This is a genomic window from Actinomyces polynesiensis, from assembly GCF_000820725.1.
GTDB lineage: Bacteria > Actinomycetota > Actinomycetes > Actinomycetales > Actinomycetaceae > Pauljensenia > Pauljensenia polynesiensis.
In genome coordinates, this window is sequence record NZ_CCXH01000143.1 from 1 (window position 1) to 8008 (window position 8008).

Annotated in this window: 8 protein-coding genes; all 8 read right to left on the reverse strand. The window is 71.0% G+C overall.

All coding sequences use genetic code 11. From position 1 onward, the window contains the following. The coding region (locus tag TA90_RS15510) for an NUDIX hydrolase (RefSeq protein ID WP_043535257.1) at positions 1-446 on the reverse strand (446 nt) is incomplete at its 3' end. Further along, a complete protein-coding gene (locus tag TA90_RS15515) occupies positions 443-1729 on the reverse strand; it encodes a PrsW family intramembrane metalloprotease (RefSeq protein WP_043535251.1) in 1287 nt (428 codons plus the stop codon). The genes TA90_RS15510 and TA90_RS15515, both read right to left, overlap by 4 nt. 9 nt (positions 1730-1738) lie before the next feature. Continuing rightward, positions 1739-2353 carry a hypothetical protein gene (locus TA90_RS06510; RefSeq protein ID WP_043535252.1) on the reverse strand — a complete coding sequence of 205 codons (615 nt, stop codon included), beginning with the start codon at positions 2351-2353 and terminating at the stop codon, positions 1739-1741. Further along, positions 2350-3525 carry a glycosyltransferase family 4 protein gene (locus tag TA90_RS06515; RefSeq protein WP_043535253.1) on the reverse strand — a complete coding sequence of 392 codons (1176 nt, stop codon included), beginning with the start codon at positions 3523-3525 and terminating at the stop codon, positions 2350-2352. The genes TA90_RS06510 and TA90_RS06515 overlap by 4 nt, the downstream gene beginning before the upstream one ends. Further along, entirely contained in the window at positions 3522-4472 is a 951-nt protein-coding gene (locus TA90_RS06520) for a phosphatidylinositol mannoside acyltransferase (RefSeq protein ID WP_043535254.1), read from the reverse strand. The genes TA90_RS06515 and TA90_RS06520 overlap by 4 nt, the downstream gene beginning before the upstream one ends. After that, on the reverse strand, positions 4469-5086 hold the full coding sequence (pgsA, locus tag TA90_RS06525) for a phosphatidylinositol phosphate synthase (protein WP_043535255.1): 618 nt from the start codon (positions 5084-5086) through the stop codon (positions 4469-4471). Before pgsA ends, TA90_RS06520 begins: the two co-directional genes overlap by 4 nt. Next, positions 5086-5691, reverse strand: a complete 606-nt coding sequence (locus TA90_RS06530) for an HIT family protein (protein ID WP_052450593.1) — start codon at positions 5689-5691, stop codon at positions 5086-5088. The genes pgsA and TA90_RS06530 overlap by 1 nt, the downstream gene beginning before the upstream one ends. 9 nt (positions 5692-5700) lie before the next feature. Beyond that, positions 5701-7719 carry a threonine--tRNA ligase gene (gene thrS / locus TA90_RS06535; protein WP_043535256.1) on the reverse strand — a complete coding sequence of 673 codons (2019 nt, stop codon included), beginning with the start codon at positions 7717-7719 and terminating at the stop codon, positions 5701-5703. Positions 7720-8008 lie beyond the last annotated feature (289 nt).

Genomic DNA, 8008 nt, shown 5'->3' on the forward strand with positions numbered 1-8008 from the left:
AGACCTCGAGTGGAGGACTCCCGCTCCAGGTCGTCGAGGTCCCACCACCTCTGCCCGTCGACGACCTCCCGTTCGAGGTTTGTCCAGCCCTCGTGGTCGAGGGCGACGACCGTGGTGTGGGCCACGAAGAACCACTCGTCCTGTCGGGCGGTGACGTTGAGGAAGTCGAACTCGGCGCGGCGGTAGAGGACGGGACCCACCAGCTCGGAGGGGGCGAGGAGGATGCCGGTCTCCTCCCGGAGTTCGCGAACGGCCCCCTCCTGCGGGCTCTCCCCGCGTTCCAGGCCGCCCCCGATGGTGAACCACCAGTGACGTTCCGGTTGGTGCAGGTCGTGGCCGATGGCCAGGAGGAGCCTGCCGTCCGCGTCGAAGAGCACCACCCTCCCCGCCTCGCGGTGCGGGACCCCCTCCGCATCGGGCACCCATTCAGGTCCGAGGTCCGTCACCGTGTCATTCCCGCCTGTTCCCGGGCCGAGCGTGTGGCACGGAGGAACTCCCCGCGCGCACGGCCGAGTTCCTCCAGGAGGGCGCGGTCGTGGTTGACCCGGTCCTCCTGTCGTCCCACGCGGGACATGATCACCTGGTCGAGCCCCAACCCGGCGGCATTCGCCTGGAAGGTCCGCATCGCCCGGGCGGAGGCGCGACCACCCGTGCGCGCCCAGCGGCGCGCATTGCGGCGGGCGCTGCGGTCCACCACCATCGTCACCTCTGCCGGCAGCAGCCACCCGGTGCGCACGTAGGGTTCCAGGCCGCGGGCGATCGTGGCGGCCTCCCGGCGGGCCGCGAGGAGGAGGCCCGTCATCCAGCAGGCGAAGAGGGGGAACTCCACCGCGAGGTACCAGCCGATCCACCCCATCCCCGCGGTGCTCGCCAGGAGGTTCCAACTCCCGTGGACCGCGGCCGCCACCAGCCATCCGAGTGGACCCATCCACACCCAGGCCCACCGCGAACGCATGCGCACGACGGCCCAGGCGAGGGCCAGGCCCGTGAAGGAGGTGGCCATCGGGTGGACGAAGGGGCTGAGGACGCCGCGCATGAACACGACCGCCCCGAAGGAGGTGCTGCCCGACTGGCCGGCCTCGAGGAAGTACTGGATGTTCTCCACGAAGGCGAAGCCCGCACCCGCGTAGCCGGCGTAGACGATGCCGTCCAGGGGCGAGTTGATGCTCGTGCGCCGCCACAGGATGATGAGGACGACGCCGATGCCCTTGAGGCACTCCTCCACGAACGGTGCGACGAACACCGACACGACGGTCATCGAGCTGCGGTAGTCACCCGTGACCATGGCAACATTGGTGAGCATCGCCGTGTTCACGATGGACGCGGCCAGCGTCGCCACCCCGGCGCCCCACAGCAGCACGACCAGCCGGGGACCGATCGGCTCGGGCTCCCACCGGTCGATGTGGTGGAGCAGTGCCAGGACGAACAGCAGCGGGAAGAGCGCCAGCACCGACATGAGGAGCGTGTTGGCCACACCGCCCACGACCACGTAGCGCAGCGCCAACGCGGCGACGCCCAGGAGGCCCAGGCTGATGAAGACCACCTCGAACCAGGGCACCGAGCGGTGCCTGCGCGGCACCTGCCAGACGGGGGCGGCGGTCCCCGGTGCGGGTGCGCCGGTGGCCGGTGGGTCGGACACCGCCCGGGCGGCCCCGCCGCCCGACGCCGTGATCCTGCCCAGGCGGTAGTCCTCCCCGGGCCCGCCCCAGTGGTCGTCCTGCTCGGCCATGGTGTCCTCTCAGGCAGACGCGGACGAGATCGCGTCGTCGAAGTCGATGGTGGCCGGGACCGGCGCCCGTCCGTAGAGGTGCAGGACCCTCACCCACGGGTTCTCGCGGAGGTGCCGCACCTGCGTGACGTCGAGGTTGTGCATCGAGCGGGCGAGTTCGACCCGGTAGCACGCCATGTCGAGGGAGTCCAGGAGCTCCCTCCCCCGGGGGTCCTGCCGGATCGTGTCACGGACGGGGGGCGTGAGTGCCCCACGGAGTGCCCGGGTGAGGGCGGACTCCCGCTCATTGCGCTCGGCCACCGCGTGCTCGTCGACGACCCCGTCGTGGAGGCCGTCGCGGCGGCGGTCGAGGTCGTCCATGACGAAGAGAGCCTCCTCACCCGTCAGGCAGGCCAGTGCCGTCCGGTCCACGGGCTCCGCGTCACCTGCCCGCAGCAGACCGGAGGAGGCGATGAGCCGGGCCTCGGAGGCCCGGCGCACCGTGAGCCGGTCGAGGGCGTCCCGCGTGGACAGCAGCCTCCAGTGCAGGCGGTCCAGGCGTTTGGCCAACTGCACCGAGTACCAGCAGGCGACCAGCACCACGACGACCACGACGGTGAGGACCGTCCACCAGCCACCGTTCATGCGTCCTCGTTCCTGAGGCGCCCGCGCAGCAGGGACAGGGCCGTCGGGGCGCGTACCTCGCGCGAGGGCGAGGCACCGACGACGGTCTGGTAGACCGCGAGGATGCGCTCCGTGACGACCCCCCAGTCGTACTGGGCGGAGGCCCGCTCCCCGTCACGGGCGATGCGCGCGAGCCCCTCCCGGTCGTCGAGTGCGGAGATGAGGGCCCCCGCCAGGGCCGCGGAGTCACCGTTGGGGAACAGGATTCCGGCGCGGCCGTCGGCGAGGACGGCCCGGAACGCCTCGAGGTCGGAGGCGACCACCGCGCACCCCGCGGACATGGCCTCCACGAGGACGATCCCGAAGGACTCACCGCCCGTCTGCGGCGCCACGTAGACCGTCGCCCCGCGCAGGAGCGACTCCTTCTCGGAGTCGGTGATCTCCCCGAGGAACTCCACCGAGTCCCCGAGCGACCCCAGGGCCTCGCGTTCCTCCTCCGCGCTCCCCCGTCCTGCAATGAGGAAACGGGCTCCCGGGTGTGCCTCCAGCACCCGTGGCACGGCGCGGGCGAACACGGGCAGGCCCTTCCGCGGTTCGTCGAGACGCCCGAGGAAGGTGATGACGGGACGCTGCGGTGTCTGCTCCCAGCGCGGGAGTGGTGAGGCGCTGCGGAAGGACGAGGTCTCCACCCCGTTGGGGATGATGACGGCATCCCCTCCGTGGTGCTCCACCAGGGTGCGTCGGGCCTCCTCCGAGACGGCGATCCTCGCGGAGAGGCGCTCCATCAGCGGACGCACCACACCCGCCGTCGCCTCGCGCGCGTAGGAGCGCTCCATCGCCGAGTGGAAGGTCCCCACCGTGGGGGACTCGGAGTTCATGACCGCGAGCATGGAGATCGAGGGCACGGTCGGCTCGTGGACGTGCAGGACGTCGAAGGCGCCCTCCTCGAGCCAACGGCGGGTGCGGGCGGACACGACGGGTCCGAAGGAGAGGCGTGCGACCGAACCGTTGAAGGGGATGGGCACCGCGGGGCCCACCGAGACCGCGAAGTCGGGGAGGACCGACTTCGAGGACGGGGTCAGCACCGAGACCTCGTGTCCGCGACGGATCAGTTCACCGGCGAGGTCCCGCACGTGGTACTGGACACCGCCGGGCACATCCCAGGAGTACGGGTTGACGATCCCGATCCTCATGGGCGTTCCGCCTCCTCCTGCTCCTTGCGCCGGTGCCGCTCCCGGGCCCTCGCGAGTCGCTCAGGGTCGAGGTCCTCGACGAAGACGGGTTGCATCATGTGCCAGTCTCGCACGTACTCACGCATGAGGGGAGCGACGGCATCCACCCAGGCCTGGGTGTGGGTCTCCACACCCGTGTGGGTGGCCGTGGGGCCGGGTGCGGGGACGGGTCCCCTGAGCTCGAGGGCGAGGGTCGCTCCCCCGGGTTCGTCGACGTAGTGGAGCACTCCGGTCACCAGGGGTCGTCCGAGCCTCTGCGCGAGGGCCGCGGGCCCTGCGGCCACGAGTGCGCGGTGACCGCACAGGTCGACCTCGATCCCGGCGCCCGTGACGTCCCTGTCGGCCAGCAGGGGCACGACGACACTGCGTCCACGGGCGCGCTCCACGAGTTGCGGGAAGACGGACTCCCCCCTGCCAGCCCCGATGATCTCCATCCCCAGGCCCTCGCGGAACGTGACGAAGGCGTCGAAGAGTTCGGGGGGGTCCAGGCGCTCGGCGACCGTGAGGATGGGCATGACGTTCTGCGCGACGTCCGCGCCCCCCAGGTCCCAGTTGCCCGAATGCGTCAGTGCCAGCACCACGGGCCCGTCCGCACCGAGCGTGCGCAGCAGGTCCGGGGGGTCCATGCGCAGGACCGAGGCGATCTGCTCGTGGGTGAAGCCGCCCAGGGCGAACTGCTCGGCGTAGTTGCGCATGTGGGAGCGGACGGCGGCCCGTGCCTCCGACCGGGTGGGGCGGCGTCCCAGGAGCCGCGCGTGGTTGTCCTCCAGGCGGCGCACCTGCCTGCCCCTGGACAGCCACGCGACGTCCGCGACCAGGCCCGAGAATCCCCTGACGACGCCGATGGGGAGCCGGGGGGCGACCCTCCACGCGGCGAGGTAGAGGGATGCGGTGAGCCGGCCGCTCACCGCGCGAGGGCCCGTCGGGTGAAGACGATGCGCTGGACGACGGTGACCAGGGAGGCGAAGGCCACCCAGCACAGTCCCACGGCGTACATCCACTGCGGCAACCCCCACTGGGTGACCGCGGCACAGGCGAGGGCCACGATCAGCCGGTCCGTGCGTTCGGCGATGCCGACCTTCGCGATGACACCGACCGTCTCGGCACGCGCCCGGGCGTAGGGGACGGTCCCCACCCCGACCATGGCGATGGTGCCGGCGATGACGCTGACGGTGCGCACCGGCCCCGCCTCCATGCCGAGCGCGGCCCAGGCGAGGAGGGCCCCGAACACGGCACCGTCACCGAGACGGTCCAGCGTCGAGTCCAGGAACGCCCCGAACTGCGACTCCTGTCCCGTCATGCGTGCCAGGACGCCGTCGACAGAGTCGCAGAAGAGCACGATCCCCAGCAGGATGCCGCCGATGGCGAGGTGCCCCCGCGCCAGGACACCCACCGAGATGCCGATGGTGAGCAGCGTGCCCGTGACCGTCACCATGTCGGGGGTGACGTGCAGGGCGGCGAGCACCCGTGCGAAGGGGGTGAAGATCGTGCGGGTGATGGAACGCCCGTGGTTGCCGAGCATCAGTCCTCCTGGGGACGGGGGGCCGCCGTTGCGGCCCCGGATTCGGACGCGTCCCCGTCGGGCCACGCCGCGGCGAGCCTGGCGCGGGCGTCCTCGAGGAGTTCGGGGATGGCCTTGGTACGGGCGACGATGGGCAGGAAGTTCGCGTCCCCCGCCCATCGGGGCACGACGTGCTGGTGGAGGTGGGCGGCGATCCCCGCCCCCGCCACCGCTCCCTGGTTCATGCCCAGGTTGAAGCCGTGGGGGTGGGCCGTGGCGCGTTCCACCCGCATGGCGGTGGCGGTGAGCGCCCCGAGCTCGTCGCGCTCCTCCACCGTCAGGTCCGTGTAGTCACTGACGTGGCGGTAGGGGCACACGAGCATGTGGCCGGAGTTGTAGGGGAAGAGGTTCATGAGGACGAAGCACGTCCGCCCCCTGTGGACGATGAGTGCCTCCTCGTCGCTGCGCGCCGGGGCCTCGCAGAACGGGCAGTCCACGGCCGAGGAGTCGGCGGGCTTGTGGTCCCCGTTGATGTAGGCCATCCGGTAGGGGGTCCAGAAGCGGTCGAATCCGTCGGGGACGCCCGCCAGGGTGCGCGCGTCCTCGATGCGTTCCTCACCGTCCATGTCCGCGCCTCACAACGCGTCGGTGTTCACGCGGTCACGGATGTGCGCGCAGATCCGTTCCACCGCCTCCTCGACCGGCACCCCGTTCTCCTGGGAGCCGTCGCGGAAGCGGAAGGAGACCGCGCCCGCCGCCTCGTCCTCGCCACCCGCGATGAGGGTGTAGGGCACCTTCTCCTTCGCGGCGTTGCGGATCTTCTTGCCGAAGCGGTCGTCGGAGTGGTCGACCTCGACGCGCACGCCCCGGGCCCTCAGTTGCGCCGCGACCCCGTCGACGTATCCGTCGAAGGCCTCCGCCACCGGCACCAGGCGGACCTGCACCGGGGCGAGCCAGGCGGGGAACGCACCGGCGTAGTGCTCGACGAGGACGCCGATGAAGCGCTCCACGGAACCGAGCTTGGCGGAGTGGATCATGACGGGACGCTGGTGGGAGCCGTCGGCGGCCGTGTACTGCAGGTCGAAGCCGCGCGGCTGGTTGAAGTCGTACTGCACGGTCGACATCTGCCAGGTGCGTCCGATGGCGTCCTTGACCTGCACGGAGACCTTCGGGCCGTAGAAGGCGGCCCCGCCCGGGTCGGGGACCAGGTCCAGACCGGTGGAGGCGCAGGCCTCCTCCAGGATCCGCGTGGCCTCGGCCCACTCCTCGTCGGACCCGATGAACTTGTCCTTCTTCTTCCCCGACTCGTCGCGGGTGGACAGCTCCAGGTAGAACTCGGTGAGCCCGAAGTCACGCAGGATGCCCAGGAAGAAGTCGAGGAGCATCTTGATCTCGTCCTCGGCCTGCTCGGGGGTGCAGTAGGTGTGGGAGTCGTCCTGGGTGAACCCGCGCATGCGGGTCAGGCCGTGGACCACGCCCGACTTCTCGTAGCGGTAGTCGTGGCCCATCTCGAAGAAGCGCAGCGGCAGCTCACGGTAGGAACGCCCGCGGCTGGCGAAGATCAGGTTGTGCATCGGGCAGTTCATGGCCTTGAGGTAGTACTCCTGGCCGGCCCGGGTGACGTGGCCCTCCGCGTCGCGCTCCTCGTCCACGGACATCGGCGGGAACATCGTGTCCGCGTAGTAGGGCAGGTGGCCCGACTTGTGGAACACGCCGCCCTTGGTGATCTCGGGGGTGTGGACGAAGTCGAAGCCGGCCTCCAGGTGCCGCTGGACGACGTACTCCTCGATGACGTGGCGCAGGATGCCCCCCTTGGGGTGGAAGAGGACGAGGCCGGGTCCCACCTCCTCGGGGAAGGAGTAGAGGTCGAGCTCCGCACCGGGGCGGCGGTGGTCGCGCCTCTCGGCCTCCCTGATGCGCTCCTGGTAGGCGAGGAGGTCCTCCTTCGTGGCCCAGGCGGTGCCGTAGATCCGCTGGAGGGCGTCGCGGGACTGGTCACCGCGCCAGTACGCGGCGGAGGACTTGGTGAGTGCGAACCCGTTGCCGATCAGACGCGTGGAGGGCAGGTGGGGGCCCCGGCAGAGGTCCTTCCACGCGACGGTTCCGTCGCGGCGGACGTTGTCGTAGATCGTCAGCTCGCCGTGCCCGACCTCGACGGAGGAGCCGTCATCGGCACCGGAGCCCTTGGTCTCCACGAGCTCGAGCTTGAAGGGCTGGTCCGCGAGTTCGGCGCGGGCCTCCTCCTCGCTGACGACGCGGCGGCGGAAGGTCTGGCCCTCCTTGACGATGCGCTTCATGCGCTTCTCGAGGTCCCGCATCAGCTCGGGGGTGACGGGGTCGATGTTGCCGAAGTCGTAGTAGAAGCCGTCGGTGATGTAGGGGCCGATGCCGAGGTTCACGTCGGGGAACACCTGCTGGACGGCCTGGGCCAGGACGTGGGTGGTGGAGTGGCGGAGGATCTCGAGGCCAGCCGGTGAGTCGATGGTGATGGCCGTGACCTCGGCCCCTGCCGTGAGAGGGGTCTCCAGGTCCCTCGGCGTCCCGTCCACGACCATGGCGACGACCTCACGTCGGTCGGCGTACCACTGCGTGCCGGTCGTGCCCTCCGCGAGCTGGCGGGGTTCGCCGTCGATGGTCACGTCAATTGATGGCACAGGTGTGCTCCTCCATCCGTGGTGCTCACGCACCGATTGCCACCGGGGTCCCGCACGTACCGGGCGCGGGTGTGGACACGGGTCCCCCCCGGGGTCCTGACCCGCCCATGCTACCCGCTGGCCCCCACTGTCCCGGCAGCCGCACCACCGACTGCCCCGGGCCCCGGCCAGTGGTCCCGACGGCCCGACGCCGGGTGAGTCCGTGCGGTCGCTGCAGGGTCAGTTCCCCCGGCAGCGACGCGGCTCCCGGGGAGGCCCCGCGCCGCGGGGCGTGTCCTCAGGACGCGCG